14 protein-coding genes and 1 riboswitch are annotated in these 12,840 nt (G+C 47.9%); of the genes, 10 read left to right on the top strand and 4 right to left on the bottom strand.

The features are described 5' to 3' along the window. Positions 1 to 5 precede the first annotated feature (5 nt). From PAEVO_RS14860 to PAEVO_RS14850, 3 genes are read left to right on the top strand one after another with little or no spacing between them, the layout of a single operon-like run. Complete coding sequence (locus tag PAEVO_RS14860) at positions 6 to 713, top strand: class I SAM-dependent methyltransferase (RefSeq protein ID WP_100538234.1); 708 nt, start codon at positions 6 to 8, stop codon at positions 711 to 713. Positions 714 to 716: 3 nt separating this feature from the next. Continuing rightward, positions 717 to 1,181 carry an NUDIX hydrolase gene (locus PAEVO_RS14855; protein WP_100538233.1) on the top strand — a complete coding sequence of 155 codons (465 nt, stop codon included), beginning with the start codon at positions 717 to 719 and terminating at the stop codon, positions 1,179 to 1,181. Beyond that, positions 1,178 to 1,693 (top strand): histidine phosphatase family protein, encoded by a 516-nt coding sequence (locus PAEVO_RS14850; protein ID WP_100538232.1) that lies wholly within the window; start codon positions 1,178 to 1,180, stop codon positions 1,691 to 1,693. Before PAEVO_RS14855 ends, PAEVO_RS14850 begins: the two co-directional genes overlap by 4 nt. 200 nt (positions 1,694 to 1,893) lie before the next feature. Here the strand turns inward: PAEVO_RS14850 and PAEVO_RS14845 are convergent, their stop codons facing one another. Together PAEVO_RS14845 and PAEVO_RS14840 are read right to left on the bottom strand one after the other, a co-directional pair. Continuing rightward, complete coding sequence (locus PAEVO_RS14845) at positions 1,894 to 3,144, bottom strand: methyl-accepting chemotaxis protein (RefSeq protein WP_100538231.1); 1,251 nt, start codon at positions 3,142 to 3,144, stop codon at positions 1,894 to 1,896. Between the two features lie 184 nt (positions 3,145 to 3,328). Next, positions 3,329 to 4,051, bottom strand: a complete 723-nt coding sequence (locus PAEVO_RS14840; protein WP_100538230.1) for a class I SAM-dependent methyltransferase — start codon at positions 4,049 to 4,051, stop codon at positions 3,329 to 3,331. 143 nt (positions 4,052 to 4,194) lie between these two features. Here PAEVO_RS14840 and PAEVO_RS14835 point away from each other — a divergent pair, with 143 nt between their 5' ends. Next, positions 4,195 to 4,893, top strand: a complete 699-nt coding sequence (locus PAEVO_RS14835; protein ID WP_100538229.1) for a nucleotidyltransferase domain-containing protein — start codon at positions 4,195 to 4,197, stop codon at positions 4,891 to 4,893. A 122-nt stretch (positions 4,894 to 5,015) separates the two neighbouring features. Further along, positions 5,016 to 5,111, top strand: coding sequence for a sporulation protein YjcZ (locus tag PAEVO_RS14830; RefSeq protein ID WP_100538228.1), 96 nt, complete (start codon positions 5,016 to 5,018; stop codon positions 5,109 to 5,111). Positions 5,112 to 5,184: 73 nt separating this feature from the next. Here the strand turns inward: PAEVO_RS14830 and PAEVO_RS14825 are convergent, their stop codons facing one another. Both PAEVO_RS14825 and PAEVO_RS14820 read right to left on the bottom strand, forming a co-directional pair. Next, entirely contained in the window at positions 5,185 to 5,790 is a 606-nt protein-coding gene (locus tag PAEVO_RS14825) for a YkoF family thiamine/hydroxymethylpyrimidine-binding protein (protein WP_100538227.1), read from the bottom strand. An 84-nt stretch (positions 5,791 to 5,874) separates the two neighbouring features. Next, a riboswitch (TPP riboswitch) is annotated at positions 5,875 to 5,977 on the bottom strand. Between the two features lie 182 nt (positions 5,978 to 6,159). Continuing rightward, positions 6,160 to 6,762 (bottom strand): nitroreductase family protein, encoded by a 603-nt coding sequence (locus tag PAEVO_RS14820; protein ID WP_100538226.1) that lies wholly within the window; start codon positions 6,760 to 6,762, stop codon positions 6,160 to 6,162. A 523-nt stretch (positions 6,763 to 7,285) separates the two neighbouring features. Here PAEVO_RS14820 and PAEVO_RS14815 point away from each other — a divergent pair. The 5 genes from PAEVO_RS14815 to PAEVO_RS14795 all read left to right on the top strand — a co-directional run bounded on the left by PAEVO_RS14815 (position 7,286) and on the right by PAEVO_RS14795 (position 12,708). Beyond that, positions 7,286 to 8,239: an ABC transporter permease gene (locus PAEVO_RS14815; protein ID WP_100538225.1), complete on the top strand. Its 954-nt coding sequence runs from the start codon at positions 7,286 to 7,288 to the stop codon at positions 8,237 to 8,239. After that, entirely contained in the window at positions 8,229 to 9,176 is a 948-nt protein-coding gene (locus PAEVO_RS14810) for an iron chelate uptake ABC transporter family permease subunit (protein WP_100538224.1), read from the top strand. Before PAEVO_RS14815 ends, PAEVO_RS14810 begins: the two co-directional genes overlap by 11 nt. Next, positions 9,173 to 9,931: an iron ABC transporter ATP-binding protein gene (locus PAEVO_RS14805; RefSeq protein ID WP_076325073.1), complete on the top strand. Its 759-nt coding sequence runs from the start codon at positions 9,173 to 9,175 to the stop codon at positions 9,929 to 9,931. Before PAEVO_RS14810 ends, PAEVO_RS14805 begins: the two co-directional genes overlap by 4 nt. A gap of 202 nt (positions 9,932 to 10,133) precedes the next feature. Next, complete coding sequence (locus PAEVO_RS14800) at positions 10,134 to 11,105, top strand: siderophore ABC transporter substrate-binding protein (RefSeq protein WP_100538223.1); 972 nt, start codon at positions 10,134 to 10,136, stop codon at positions 11,103 to 11,105. A 178-nt stretch (positions 11,106 to 11,283) separates the two neighbouring features. After that, positions 11,284 to 12,708, top strand: a complete 1,425-nt coding sequence (locus tag PAEVO_RS14795) for an NAD-dependent succinate-semialdehyde dehydrogenase (RefSeq protein ID WP_100538222.1) — start codon at positions 11,284 to 11,286, stop codon at positions 12,706 to 12,708. The last annotated feature ends 132 nt before the right edge of the window (positions 12,709 to 12,840 follow it).

The following is a 12,840-nucleotide window of genomic DNA, read 5'->3' as shown; positions in this document are numbered from 1 at the left end:
GTTGTATGGACATATTTAACCGCGCACGTGAAAAGGAAATGTCGTATCACGAGAAACTATATGAACAAGCTGTATTATTTCAACCTGGAAGCTGGTTAGCCAAGCCCGTTCAGACGGTCCTGGATCATTTGGAATTATTGTCATTTCAAGAGATGCGGGTACTGGATCTGGCCTGTGGCGTTGGGCGTAATAGTATCCCGGTTGCGCAGCGGATCCAATCGACGAACGGGAAGGTCACCTGCGTGGATTTGCTGCCATCGGCAGTCGACAAGCTGCAGCAGTATGCCGCATTGCATGGCGTGAGCTCAAACCTTGAGGCACTTGTGGCAGACGTGGAGCACTATGAAATTGCCGAGGATACCTATCATTACATCGTTGCATGTTCATGTCTGGAGCATATGAGCTCCGAGGAAGCCTTCGTATCCAAGATCGAACAGATGCAGGGAGGAACCGTGGAGCAGGGTATACATTGCATATTGATGAGCACAGAGGTTAAGGAAATCGATCAGGAAACGGGCTTGGAGGAGGAAGGCTTAATCGAGTTGAATCTATCCGCCGACAGGGCCTTTTCCATCCTTGATGAGCTGTATTCGGAATGGGAGATCCTAACGAGGCGGCAGGTGCAGCAGAATATTCAAGAAGTGAAGGATGGGAGAGACGTACGATTCCGAAGTCAATGGATCACCTTCACTGCAAGAAAAGGAGTGTGTTGACCCGTGGTGAAACATACGCATCTCGGCGTTTATGGAGTATTGATTCAGCATGATCATATCCTGTTGATCCAGAAAGCGAGAGGGCCGCACAAGGGGAAGTGGGATTTACCGGGCGGCTCCATTGAGTTCGGAGAAGAGCCGGAGTTTACGCTGCAGCGCGAATTTATAGAGGAAACCGGGCTTTCTCCAATTAAGGGAAGCATTCGGATAGCTGTATCCTACACGATCGTATATCAGTATGGAGCGAATCAGATGGAAGAGCTGCATCACATCGGCATTATGTATGATGTCGAGCTGCTGGATCATCAGGCCGTGATCAAGACGGACGGTGACGGCCAGGACTCATTAGGAGCAAAATGGATTCCTTTGGAGTCATTGGGCTTGTTACCGTTAACCCCATTTGTAGAGATGATGATGGAGCCCGTGTTAAAGGGTGAGACTCGTAAAGAAGCAGAGGTTGAGGGATGACAACTTTCTATTTTGTGAGACATGCGGAATCTCCCTTTATCGTAGGGAAGGAAAGGTTGCGGGGATTGTCTGCGGAGGGTTCGCTCGCTGCGGTTCGAGTCAAGGAATTACTCCTGGGGGATACGGTCCAACCATTGGCGGACGCTTTAGGACTACCGATTGCGGAGCAAGAGGACTTGAGGGAACGGAATGCCGGAGATTTTCAGGGGCATTCATTCCTCGATGCCAAAAAGATACTGTTTCAGGATCCAGCCACTTCCTTCCCTGGAGGGGAATCCAGCAAAACCGCGCAAAGCCGAGCAGTCCAGGTGCTGGAGGAAATCCTGAATACGCATATAGGCAAGCGCGTCGTAATTGGCACGCATGGCGACATTATGACACTCATGCTGCAGCACTATGATCAACGATTCGACTATCAGTTCTGGCAAGGAATGACGCTGCCGGATATATACCGAGTCGAGTTTGAAGAAGGACGGCTTGCGAATATAGCGCGGTTATGGAGCGAGCAATAATGCTGGTGTACTCTATATGATAAAAAAGGGAGCTGCCCCATTTGAAGATTTGCTCTCATGACATACGGTTCGTCAGATTTAATAATGGTACAAATGAAAAAATGGCTGTGCTCAGGATGTTATCCTCGCACAGCCATTTCTTGCATTTTCGGTCCGTAGTCGCTTCGAATGCAGTATACATTATGTAGTCTGTACCATACTTAAAATTTGAAAATGTTGATCGTTTTTTGCAGCCGGAAGACGGCATTATTCATCGCTTCTGCTTCCTCGGCCATCTTCTGGATCGATGAGATGCCTTCATTCATGGATGCCGACACCTGCTCCGTTCCTGCGGCGGATTGCTGTGTGATCGCCGATATATTCTGAATCGCGGAAGAAATGCTCTTCGCACTATCCAGCATGGATTCGCTCTCCTTGGAGAAAGCAGCGATCTGCTCCGAAATATACTGCACACTGTTTACAATCTCCATGAACACCAGCTCAGCTTCACGGATCATTTCGGTTTGCTGCCTGACGACCTCTTCATTAATTTTAATGTTCTGAGTCGCATGTTTCACGTCCGATTCGATGCTCCGTACGAGATTGAATACTTCCCGTGTTGATGACGTGGATTCTTCGGCCAATTTACGAACCTCTTGGGCTACGACGGCAAAGCCCGCGCCATGCTCCCCTGCTCTTGCGGCTTCAATGGATGCGTTCAAGGATAACAAGTTGGTCTGATCGGCAAGTTCCGAGATCGTCTCCGTGATCTGCGTAATTCCCCTGGCACTCTGGGCCAGTGCATCAATGGATTCCGAGACCTTGGCCGTTGCGTCAATATTACGCTGCATTCCTGCAGACTGCTTGGCAACGGAGTCCCTTCCTTGCTCAACCAGTCCCAGCGTTTCGATCGAACGGGTATTCATTTCCTGGGTTGAATGCGTATAATTGCTGACCTTCTCTTCGATCTCACGGATGGAATGCGTCATTTCGGCTACGTCTTCCGAAATTTCGTTAGCGCCGACGGCCAGCTCATTGGAGGATAAGGAGACCTGATTCATCACTTGAATGAGCTCCTGGTTTTTAATCGAGATGTTTGAGCTTGACGTCATGACCTGGTGGGTGATATCCGAGGTCTCCTGCAATATTTTACGAAGCTTGTCCACCATGCTGTTGAACGTTCGGCTGAGATCGTTCATTCCCCCAACCTCTTCTACCTGGAAGGTGAAGTCGCCTTTAGCGATTTTGGCGGAAACGCTGGAGATTTCCGCAAAGGAATTCGTAAGCGCTTTCTCAATGAGGCGAGAAAGAGGAACCGTAAGACCGGTTAGTGCCACGACGATGACCACACCAATGATTGCTTTACCCATTAGAATAAATGCAAGCAGCATTGGAACCGCAAACAAAGCGGCAATGAGAAAACAGGCTGCGGTGATTTTCCGCGAGATAGGGAGTCTGTTGAACCATGCCATAAGAATGAGTCCTCCTCAACAACATAGGATATATTTACCATGATTATAGCATCGACGGGCAAAACTAGATAGAACGAAATGACAAAAAGTGTTGAATTAGGTCGAAAGAACTGAAATTTGAGGAGGGAGAGGGGATACGCAGCGAATATGCGAATCCCCCTTAATGCACAGATAGGAAATGATTTTATTTTACAGCCCGGAATAAGGCGGAAGCGAGATAATCGGTATTGTCCAGGATCATGCGGTCATGCTTGAACAGCGTTTCCCAAAGCGAAACATCGAACAGAAGTCCTTTATCGCGCTGTTCAAATGTATCCAAATGACGTGTTTGCTCTTCCTTTAACTGCTCATTGAAGTGATTGTACTCCAGAATCTCTTCTTGTTTAAACCCGCAAGCCAAGAGCGACTCCGCCCATTCTTCCCTCATCATGAGATTAGGGATCCCGAAGAATTCGAGCAGTTCCTGAAGCTTTGCCTCCGGCATGGGCTTATCTAGCAGCAATTCTCTGTCCAGCAGGACACCTCCATGATCCAGAACGCGGTAATATTCGGGCAGCGATTTCGAAGTATCTGTAAATACAGTAACGGACTCCGCCATGATCAGATCAAATTGGTTGTCCTCGAAAGGCAATGCGCATACATCCGCCTGATGGAACTGGACATCGATTTCCATAGCCTTGGCTCTTGCGCGGGCCTTTTTGATCATATTCTCGTTTAGGTCAATGGCGGTCACTTGATACCCCATCTCCGAAAGATGGCATGCGGTTCTGCCAGTTCCGCACCCCACCTCCAGAATGCGGCTGCCCGGTTGAATGGGATAATTCTTCAGCATTCTGAGCGTTGCCTCGAATCCTCCCGGGTGGGCACTGCCCATGCCTAATTTGGAGAGCATATGAATATAGTTCATCTCATCTATCCCTTCTTCCTTATGATCAACATGAGGGTAATCGTTTATTTACCATATGATTCAGGTACGTTTAGGGTTTTCGCTGAATTAGATATTTTGAGCCCTTTTTTCGGGAGGATTAGAGTCATATTGGAGGAAACGTCATGAGGATGGAACCGGTAGAGGCAGCGAAACGTGTCATTCAACACGATTATCCCGACTGTTTGCTTGCTGTGCTCGGCGGCAGTGCGAGCAGAGGCGAATATAATGAACAATCCGATTTGGACATCATGGTCATAGAACGGGACGGATATGATTTCAGCAGGAAGACGATAGAGGCACATGGGTGGATCGCGGAAATATTTATATTGTCTTTATCCTCGTATCGCGAATATTTCGACGAGGGCGTCATGGCGGCGAATCCGTCAATGCAGCGGATGATTGCGGATGGGACGGTGCTGCGCGCGCTGCCCGAGGGAGAAGAGGTACGGGCGGAGGCCCGAAGCGATTTGAATTACGGCCCCATGCCCTTGACGCTAACCGACATGAACCAATACCGTTATATGCTAACCGAGTACATGCTGGACTTGGAGGGTCCACGAAGGGATGGCGAAAAATGGTTTACGGTGCACAAAATCGCGGCGATTCTCTGTGAATTTGTACTTAGGGTGAACCGGGAGTGGACGGGTGAAGGGAAAACACTGTTCCGGCTGTTCAGCCGCTATGACACAATCTTGGGAGACCGATTGGAAGCAGCGCTCGCGGCGATGTATCGCCAGGATGATCCCTCAGCTCTGATGGCATTCACCGAGGAAATGCTCCGTCCGTACGGAGGGAAGCTTCTCATTGGTTTTGAGGAATAATATTTCCTAACCAATATATAAAGAGAGGTACATTAGCCGTGACACTAGCACAAAGCGGGCAATACTATAATAGTGTGATTAGATTACATCACGTCATTCTTTAAATCCAGGAGGGGATCTTCATGAGCGGAGAATACGGCGGCGCATGGGGCAATTCAGTAGGAACTATTTTGGTTCTCTTTATCCTGCTCGTAATTATCTTGAGTGCTTGGGTTTAAACTGTCAAGATTCTTGGCAGCTAGTGACAGGAAAGCCCGGCTTTTGCCGGGCTTTTGTCTGCCTCAATAGAACTCAATTCGATGCGGCTTTGATTGATGGGCTGTGTGCGGACACAACTGCAGTCATGACCAGATGGCTGCTGTCGGATTGAATCGCATGTAAAAACGCGTCTTCAAGCGATCCAAATACCCGGGACAGGGACCCGTCCAATCGGCTGGCGTAATGAACGCTTCCGGCGAATGTCCCGGCTTCCTTCGCACGATTTACTTCACTGTAGATGACTTCCATATAGTTATCGGTACCCATGGGGTAAAGAGCGAATTGGCAGGCAGTCTCGATTTCGGCATGTTCTCCGATGTCACGGTTTAAGAGGGTCGAATCCTCAGTCATATATACATCGGCGTCCGTATCACCGGGGCAGCCGATGGAATAAGTACCATTAAAAACGGTGTGCACGCCGCTCGCCGCGGCATGGGCGAATATCGCACTTGTAACATCAAAGACATGCTCTGCTCGTCCACGAATACAGGTGCTCACATCATCTGTCTGAATCCACACTTTCTCCGTATCCACAGATTGTAGTGCGTCCATGATGACCTCTACAAACCGGTCCGTCATGGGAAATACCGAGAACCGGCATCCGACGATCCGGCTGGTTCCGCATACAAGCTCATTCATTGTCATTTCCTCCCCATAATATAAGTCCACGCAAAAAAACCGCACCCCATGAAGAAGGTGCAGTTATGCCTACGAAAAGAAATAAACATAAATGCTACACTTCCCCACGCTAGTATGACCTAGATCGGGTGATAAGGGTTAACGGCAGCCCGCCGTCTCTCAGCACATGGCACCCCTAGTACAGCCAACATCCTATGTAGTTGGTTATTGCAAGTTTGCCCCGGAGCCTCCGTTATCGTAGGAATTCGAGGGTTCTTACCTGTGTAATTGTATCGTTTTGCGATCGGTTTTTCAATCTTTGCCCATTATAAAAAAGACCGCCTATCCCAGTTGCAGGAACTTAGGAAGGCGGTTTTTTCATCTATTGGTTTAGTTGTATACTTTCACGCGATCTTCCAGCGGTGCAAATTCTTTTTCGCCTGGTTCAGCAACCGGCTTACCGAAAGGCATTTGAGCAATCAGCTTCCAGCTTTCTGGGATGTTCCATTCGGATTTTACTTTTTCGTCGATCAGCGGGTTGTAGTGCTGCAGGGATGCACCCAGACCTTCTGCTTCAAGGGATGTCCATACTACAAATTGCAGCATGCCGTTGGATTGGTTGGACCAAACCGGGAAGTTGTCGGCATAAGCGGCAAAGTTTTGTTGCAGCCCGGCAATGACGTTGTTGTCCTCGAAGAACAATACCGTACCGTAACCAGCGCGGAATGCAGCCATTTTGTCGGCCGTGGATTTGAAGGCTTCTTCATCGCCAACGACTTCCTTCAGGATGCCTTCCGTCATGTTCCACAGTTTATCATGCTGTTCGCCAAGCAATACAACGACGCGTGCACTTTGGGAGTTGAAAGAAGAAGGGGTATACTTAACCGCTTCGTTTACGATTTCTTGGATACGCTCGTCCGAGATAACGGATTCTTTGCTAATCCCGTAATAAGAACGGCGATTTTTGAGTGCAGTTGAAAAATCTTTAGACATTGAAAAAAAACCTCCTGGTGTAATCGAATTTGCATTCGCCTGATAAGAAGATGTCCTTTACTTCAAGCAAATATGCATTTTGCTTTTTATTGCAATCAATTTAATTATCATTCCATATTAACTTACGTTTAGTTAGAAATAATAATTATGTTAGGATATTAATATAACTTAGAGCAATTGTCAACGGCTTTTGATTAAATATAATTTTTCTTATGTATTTAATATGAATTGAATTCGTCTAGTTTTTAGAGAAGTCTCATTAAAGGGAAGCTTAACGAAAGTGTGACTCTGCCTGTGGATATTAGTTATGTCTCCTCGAAACTTCATATTATGAACAATTCATGAACAAAATATACATGTATGAAGCTATTAATTGATTTTCATTCTCAATTATACTTGTCGAGCCAGAATGAGGATGATATAATGCATATCAGAACGCAATTGATAATCAATCTCAATGAGAATGGTGATGAAAATTGCAAGATCCCGGGTGTTTAGAGACATACGCATAGAAGGAAGAGCCATGAAGATTAGATACTTATTTGCAGCCGTTGTGGTACTCTCCGTAATTTCATTATTTATTGGAGTTAAAGATATCTCGCCACTGCAACTGTTTTCGATGACAGAACAACAACAGCATATTATGCTTGTAAGCCGGATTCCTAGGCTTGTCAGTCTCATATTGGCGGGTGTCAGCATGAGCATCTGCGGATTGATCATGCAGCAGCTCAGCCGCAATAAGTTCGTATCGCCGACCACGGCAGGTACGATGGACTCAGCCAGACTGGGGATTTTGGTAGCGATGCTCGTCTTCACGACAAGCGGACCGCTTATCAAAATGCTTGTGGCCTTTGTATTCGCTCTGGCAGGAACCTTTATCTTCATGAAGATCCTGGATCGGATCAAGTTCAAGGATGCGATCTTCATCCCGCTCGTTGGACTGATGTTTGGTAATATCGTCAGTTCGATAGCCACTTTCTTTGCCTACAAATATGATCTTATTCAGAATATGTCCGCATGGCTTCAGGGTGATTTTTCCATGATCATGAAGGGCCAGTATGAAATGCTCTATATTAGTATCCCGCTTGTGATTCTGGCGTATCTGTTTGCCAACAAGTTTACGGTGGCCGGAATGGGAGAGGAGTTTGCAACCAACCTGGGTCTTCACTACCGGAGAGTTGTGAATCTGGGACTGGTCATCGTGGCGCTGGTTACGGCATCCGTCGTGCTGACCGTCGGCGTGATTCCGTTTCTTGGTCTGATCATACCTAATATTGTCAGTTTATACTTAGGAGACCATTTGAAAAAAAGCCTTTCGCATACCGCGCTGTTGGGGGCCGGGTTCGTACTGTTCTGTGACATCCTGGGCCGGATTATTATTTATCCCTATGAAATTCCGATTAGTCTAACCGTGGGCGTACTCGGAAGCGGTATATTCATTTTCTTACTGATGAGGAGAAAGGCATATGACTTATAAAGCCAAACTCGGCCTGTTGGCCGCAGCGGCAATCATCCTGGTGGCAGTCTTTCTGTTCATTGATCTTGGCGGCAATTGGGATTACGCGCTTCCAAGAAGAATCAAGAAGGTGCTGGCCATTATTCTGACCGGCGGAGCGATTGCTCTGTCTACCACGGTGTTTCAAACGGTCACGAATAACCGGATACTGACGCCAAGCGTTATGGGATTAGATTCCTTATATATCCTGATCCAGACCACCGTCATCTTTGTCTTCGGATCCTTTACGCTGTACAAACTGGGCAGCAACGTTAACTTTTTGATCAACGTCGGCGGGATGATCCTGTTTGCGGGAGTCTTATATAAGATTTTGTTCAAAAGGGAAGGAAACAACATTTACTTCCTGCTGTTGATCGGCATGATTTTTGGGACCCTGTTCTCCAGTATGTCTTCCTTCATGGAAGTGCTGATTGATCCGAACGAATTCCAGTTTGTGGCCGACAAAATGTTTGCCAGCTTTAACAATGTAAAGACCGAGCTTCTGGTCCTTTCCGTCATTGTTGTTGCGCTGACCTTGCTGTACTTTGCCCGGTTTGCCAAGTACCTGAACGTACTGGCACTAGGCCGTGAGCAGGCGATCAATCTCGGCGTGAATTATGATTATGTTGTGAAGCGGCTTCTGATTGTGGTTGCAGTTCTGATCTCGGTGGCCACCGCTTTGGTGGGGCCGATTACATTCCTCGGGCTCCTGGTTGTCAATGTTGCGTACGAAGTTATGAAGACGTACAGGCATTCATATTTAATTGCAGCATCCATACTGATTAGCGTTATTGCGCTGGTCGGCGGTCAATTGGTTATAGAACGGGTGTTTACGTTCTCTACAACGCTCAGCGTTATTATCAACTTCATCGGCGGTGTCTACTTCATATACCTGCTACTAAAGGAGAGTAAAGCATGATCCAGGTTACGAACGTATCGAAAGTCTATGGCGGCAAAAAAGTCGTTGATAACGTGTCGGTTACGATCCCGAAAGGTCAAATCACTTCCTTTATCGGCCCGAACGGTGCCGGCAAGAGTACTTTGCTGTCCATGATTAGCAGATTAACAGGCAAGGACAGCGGACAAATTACGGTGGATGGTAAAGAGGTTAGCCAATGGAAGAGCGGCGATCTGGCGAAGAAGGTTTCGATCCTGAAACAATCCAACCATATCAGCCTCCGTCTGACGGTGCGTGAGCTTGTATCCTTCGGTCGTTTTCCATACTCTCAGGGCAGATTGAATGCGGAAGACGAGAAATACGTGGATGAAGCGATTTCCTATATGGAGCTTGGGGATATGCAGCATAAATATCTTCATCAGCTCAGTGGCGGTCAGACCCAGCGTGCCTACATTGCGATGGTTATCGCCCAGAATACAGAGTATATCCTGCTGGATGAGCCTTTGAACAATCTGGATATGAAACACTCCGTACAGATTATGAAGATTCTCAGAAAGCTTGTCGCTGATCTGAACAAGACGATTGTCATCGTTATTCATGACATCAACTTCGCCTCCTTCTATTCGGATTACATCGTCGCATTGAAGGATGGAGCCATTGAAAGCGAAGGGAAGACCGAGAACATCATTCAGAGCAATGTGCTTCGCGGCATCTATGACATGGACATTGAGATCGAAGAGATTAATGACAATCGGGTATGCGTATATTACGGCTAAGCAACATGGTATCAGAGAGTGGAGGATAAGGATTCTAAGGAGAACAACAGCACGGAATCCTTATCCTTTACAAGGACAGGGCTGCCTTGGGTACAAGACGGCATGATTTAATCTGTTCGAATTGAATTACATATTCAACCATAAATTCAAATATATGTTGAATTATAGAGCTTTTTTAAATATAAAAAATGGGGTGTAAACAATGAAAAAATGGTTGGCTTTATTTATGGTAGCAATGTTCACGCTTGTACTCGCGGCTTGTGGTCAAGACGATAAAACAAGCGGCACGGGTGGTGGAGATGCAGCTGGAGATACACCGGCTGCAACCGAAGAAATCACGATTACCCATCAACTGGGTGAAACGCCTGTTAAGAAGAATCCTTCCCGCGTCGTTGTTTTCGATTTCGGTATTCTGGACTCTGTCGATAAACTGGGCATAGAGGTTTTGGGCGTTCCACAAGCGAATATCCCGGCCTACCTGTCCAAATTTGAAGACAAGAAATACGAGAATGTGGGCAGCTTGAAAGAGCCGGACTTTGAGAAAATCAACAGCATTAACCCGGATCTGATCATCATTTCCGGCAGACAGCAAGATGCGTATGAGGAACTCAGCAAAATTGCTCCAACCATCTTCCTGGGCGTTGATACAAGCAAATACATGGAATCCTTTAAAGCAAACATGAACACGCTGGGTCAAATCTTCGGTAAAGAAGCAGAAGTTGAAAAAGAGCTTGCTGCGATCGATGAGAACATCAAAGCTTTGAATGAGAAAGCTACAGCAACCGGCAAGAAGGCATTGATCATCCTGGCTAACGAAGGCAAAATCAGTGCATACGGACCAGGTTCCCGTTTTGGGATTCTGCATGACGTGTTCGGTTTCGGAGCCGTAGATCCTAACATTGAAGTCAGCACACATGGTAAAGACATTTCGAATGAGTACATCGTTGAGATGAACCCGGATTATCTCTTTGTTGTTGACCGTGGCGCAGCGGTTGCCACCGGTGAAGGGGATTCAGGCGCTAAAGCGGTGGTTGAGAATGAACTTGTGAAAACAACGAATGCGGCGAAAGAGGGTCACATCGTTTACTTGAACCCGGATTTCTGGTATCTTTCCGGTGGCGGCCTGACGTCCGTATCCGAAATGATCACGGAAGTAGACGCAGCTATTAAATAAGTTTAGCGTAGTCGTTATGAATAGAGGAAACACTGGAGCTTCCCATGAAGCCCCAGTGTTTTATTTTTTTGCATTAGGGTAAGTGGGTATCGGATAATAAGAAGGACAGATCGTACATTAGCAGATGATGATCAACAAGCACTCGCAGCCATGAAGAGACGATGAGGAGGTCTTTACTATGTTTCGAAATCAAATCTATATTGCTGGACAATGGATTCAGACCGAGGAACAGATGGATGTATATAATCCGGCGGATGGAAAGGTGATCGGCACCGTGTCCAAGGCCGGCAAGAAGGAAGCCGGGCTTGCCGTCGATGCGGCAGCCGATGCTTTTCCGGCGTGGTCCCGCAGAACGGCGAATGAGCGGGGGGAACTGCTGCGCCGCTGGCATCAGCTCATAGAGGAACATACGGATGAATTGGCGCGGATTATGACAACAGAGCAGGGGAAACCGCTTAAGGAAGCAGCGGGCGAGATTCAATATGCCAACAGCTTTGTGTCCTGGTATGCGGAGGAAGGCAAGCGAATCTACGGCGAGACCATACCCGGATCATCCAGCCGCCAACGCATCATCGTAACCAAGCAGCCTGTTGGTGTCGTAGCAGCGATTACGCCGTGGAACTTCCCGGCCTCCATGATTACCCGTAAGGTGGCGCCTGCTCTGGCCGCCGGATGCACCGTGGTGATCAAACCATCCGGTGAGACGCCGTTCACGGCCATCAAGCTGGTGGAGCTTGCCGATCAGGCCGGGATTCCTGCCGGGGTCATGAACATCGTAACCGGATCTTCAAGCGACATTTCCGGCGTGTGGCAGGCGGATAGCCGCGTAAGAAAGCTGTCGTTTACAGGATCAACCGAAGTGGGGAAACAGCTGATGGCCGGAGCTGCCGCTAACGTCAAGAAAATATCGCTGGAGCTGGGCGGTCATGCGCCGTTTATCGTGACGGATCAGGCTGACCTGAATCAAGCGGCTGCGGGATTAATCTCCTCCAAGTTCCGCAACGGGGGACAGACCTGCGTATGTGCCAACCGGGTTTATGTTCAGGAAGGCATTGCGCAGGAGTTTGCCGCGAGGTTTGCTGAGCTTGTAAAGCAATTGAAGGTAGGAAATGGACTGGAGAACGGCGTCGATATCGGTCCTTTGATTAACCGGGACGCTGTGGATAAAGTCGTAAGGCAGATTAAGGACGCAGAAGAGAAGGGCGGCGTCATACTGACAGGAGGTCAAGCATTATCTGAGCTGGGCCGCAACTATATTGAGCCTACGGTCATAATGAACGCAACCGACGACATGGAATGCATGAACGAGGAAACCTTCGGCCCCTTTGCCCCGATTACCACGTTCAAAACGATAGACGAAGCGGTGCAGCGTGCCAATAACAGTCCCTATGGATTAGCTGCCTATGTATTTACGCAGAATCTGGGCGAAGCGGTGAACATTGCGGAATCGCTGGATTACGGGATTGTGGGCGTGAATGATCCCGTACCTTCAACGGCGCAAGCGCCGTTCGGCGGATTCAAAGAGAGTGGACTCGGCCGGGAAGGCGGGCACTACGGAATGGATGAGTTCCTGGAGGTGAAGTACATTTCGCTTGGTTTATAAGAGTGGAATGGGCTCAACTCTCCCATATGATTACGCGCAAGCGGCAAGCTGCCCGGAGACAATGCAGCTTGCCGTGTTGCGCGATATGAACTAAACATTTTTACCAAACATGAAGGGGCATGCTCAGGGTCT

Source organism: Paenibacillus sp. GM2FR (assembly GCF_002803325.1).
Classification (GTDB): Bacteria; Bacillota; Bacilli; order Paenibacillales; family Paenibacillaceae; genus Paenibacillus_AQ; species Paenibacillus_AQ lautus.
This window is presented reverse-complemented; position numbering and strand designations above follow the sequence as displayed.

Excerpts from the sequence above, each read along its gene's own strand:
- PAEVO_RS14805 (WP_076325073.1), top strand. The coding sequence starts at position 9,173 with ATGATCCAGGTTACGAACGTATCGAAAGTCTATGGCGGCAAAAAAGTC.
- PAEVO_RS14825 (WP_100538227.1), bottom strand. The coding sequence starts at position 5,790 with ATGAATGAGCTTGTATGCGGAACCAGCCGGATCGTCGGATGCCGGTTC.
- PAEVO_RS14850 (WP_100538232.1), top strand. The coding sequence starts at position 1,178 with ATGACAACTTTCTATTTTGTGAGACATGCGGAATCTCCCTTTATCGTA.
- PAEVO_RS14835 (WP_100538229.1), top strand. The coding sequence starts at position 4,195 with ATGAGGATGGAACCGGTAGAGGCAGCGAAACGTGTCATTCAACACGAT.
- PAEVO_RS14815 (WP_100538225.1), top strand. The coding sequence starts at position 7,286 with ATGAAGATTAGATACTTATTTGCAGCCGTTGTGGTACTCTCCGTAATT.
- PAEVO_RS14830 (WP_100538228.1), top strand. The coding sequence starts at position 5,016 with ATGAGCGGAGAATACGGCGGCGCATGGGGCAATTCAGTAGGAACTATT.
- PAEVO_RS14820 (WP_100538226.1), bottom strand. The coding sequence starts at position 6,762 with ATGTCTAAAGATTTTTCAACTGCACTCAAAAATCGCCGTTCTTATTAC.
- PAEVO_RS14840 (WP_100538230.1), bottom strand. The coding sequence starts at position 4,051 with ATGAACTATATTCATATGCTCTCCAAATTAGGCATGGGCAGTGCCCAC.
- PAEVO_RS14845 (WP_100538231.1), bottom strand. The coding sequence starts at position 3,144 with ATGGCATGGTTCAACAGACTCCCTATCTCGCGGAAAATCACCGCAGCC.
- PAEVO_RS14810 (WP_100538224.1), top strand. The coding sequence starts at position 8,229 with ATGACTTATAAAGCCAAACTCGGCCTGTTGGCCGCAGCGGCAATCATC.
- PAEVO_RS14860 (WP_100538234.1), top strand. The coding sequence starts at position 6 with ATGGACATATTTAACCGCGCACGTGAAAAGGAAATGTCGTATCACGAG.
- PAEVO_RS14795 (WP_100538222.1), top strand. The coding sequence starts at position 11,284 with ATGTTTCGAAATCAAATCTATATTGCTGGACAATGGATTCAGACCGAG.
- PAEVO_RS14800 (WP_100538223.1), top strand. The coding sequence starts at position 10,134 with ATGAAAAAATGGTTGGCTTTATTTATGGTAGCAATGTTCACGCTTGTA.